We start from the raw sequence: 1496 nt of genomic DNA, 5'->3' as shown, positions 1-1496 counted from the left end.
CCGATAGCCGATAGTTGATAGCCGATAGCCGATAGTTGATAGCCGATAGCCGATAGTTGATAGCCGATAGCCGATAGCCGAAAATCCGAAAGCAGGTACCTGTTCACACTTCTCCTGGGAGCGCGGGCGTCCCGCCCGCATGCGGGCCGGAGGCCCGCGCTCCCAGCATAGTGCTTACCCCAAGTCTGAACAGTTACGAAAGTAGGTAAATGTTCGCTCTGTGCGGGGAGAAATGGGTTCTTTGTCCAACCGAGGCGTGTGCGCTCTATCGGCTCGCCTACCTGCCTACCTGTCTACCTGCCTACTCGCCTACCTGCCTATCGGCTATTTCTGGCTTTCTAGCACGTCGGCTGGGGCTACCACGACAATCTCGTCAAATGCACGGAAATCATTGCCATTGAAGGTCAGCAGGTGCGTCACCTCATGAGCGAGCATGACCGCCGCTAGTCGTGCATCGTGAACACGCCTGCCAACGATATGATGCTTGGTGACAAGTTGGTGCCAGTATACAAAGATCGCTGGAGTCTCTTCCAACAGTTGAAATTGAGTGAGAAGTTGATCAATCTCATGTCGCACCGTCGCGGCTGGCCAACCAAGACCATTTGCCTCAATCGGACGGCTTGCAACTGACCAGAATTCGATAAGGTTTTGTGCCGTTAGGACGATCTCGTCCCCACGAGTAAGCAATGCCGTCAATGCATTGATGGCGAACGCATGCTGCGCTGCTTCACTTTGTACAGCGCGCAACCAGATATTTGTATCGCAAAGATAGGTTGTCATCAATCGTACATGTGATCACGCCGGAGCGCGAACTCAGGCAGGGGTGGTGTTGCCGGACGTTCACGCACAGCCCAATGCCGTACTGCTTCAGCCCGTTCCTGCGGTGTGGCACTCTGCCAGAAAGGGGGCTCCGTCACTGGATGCAACAGCAGCGTCTCGCCTTGTAGCTCAAGGACGTAGCGGGTGCGTGGTTTGAGAACCGCCAGCATCGCGCTGGGTAGTTGAATGGTGCCACGCTCGTCAACTTCTACGATCGCATTCATGGCGTCTGCCCCTTTGGATGCTTCGTTTGCTATGGGTGTGACCGGAATCTGTAGGGCTGCGCCCCACACCCCGCCGGAGGGTGAGAGGATGCGAGGGAACCAGGTTCCCTTGCATACCCTACCTACGCATTTTGGTCACACCCGTTTGCTATAGATGCTTCCATTGTACCATTGCATAATGGTACCATAGGCAAAGAGGTGCGGGCTTCGCGTCCTCGCGTCCTCACAAACGGTATTGCCTACGAACCATTTGGACTGATGAAGGATGCGAGGGAACCTGGTTCCCTCGCACACCCTATCTACACTCTATGTTATACCAATTACCATTGAGCATGCCGCATGTCCAATGACAATCTAGCGCATTGAGATGCCATGCTCGGCTATCGGCTATCGGCTATCGGCTATCGGCTATCGGCTATCGGCTATCGGCTATCGGCTATCGGCTATCGGCTA

At 54.8% G+C, this 1496-nt stretch carries 2 protein-coding genes; both read right to left on the bottom strand.

The genetic code is table 11. The annotated features are described in order from the left end of the window. Positions 1 to 324: 324 nt before the first annotated feature. Positions 325 to 780, bottom strand: coding sequence for a type II toxin-antitoxin system VapC family toxin (locus CJ255_RS21940; protein ID WP_097646194.1), 456 nt, complete (start codon positions 778 to 780; stop codon positions 325 to 327). After that, positions 780 to 1043: a hypothetical protein gene (locus CJ255_RS21935; RefSeq protein ID WP_097646193.1), complete on the bottom strand. Its 264-nt coding sequence runs from the start codon at positions 1041 to 1043 to the stop codon at positions 780 to 782. Before CJ255_RS21935 ends, CJ255_RS21940 begins: the two co-directional genes overlap by 1 nt. Positions 1044 to 1496: the final 453 nt, after the last annotated feature.

The organism is Candidatus Viridilinea mediisalina (genome assembly GCF_002532535.1).
Classification (GTDB): domain Bacteria; phylum Chloroflexota; class Chloroflexia; order Chloroflexales; family Chloroflexaceae; genus Viridilinea; species Viridilinea mediisalina.
This window is presented reverse-complemented; position numbering and strand designations above follow the sequence as displayed.

Excerpts from the sequence above, each read along its gene's own strand:
- CJ255_RS21940 (WP_097646194.1), bottom strand. The coding sequence starts at position 780 with ATGACAACCTATCTTTGCGATACAAATATCTGGTTGCGCGCTGTACAA.
- CJ255_RS21935 (WP_097646193.1), bottom strand. The coding sequence starts at position 1,043 with ATGAATGCGATCGTAGAAGTTGACGAGCGTGGCACCATTCAACTACCC.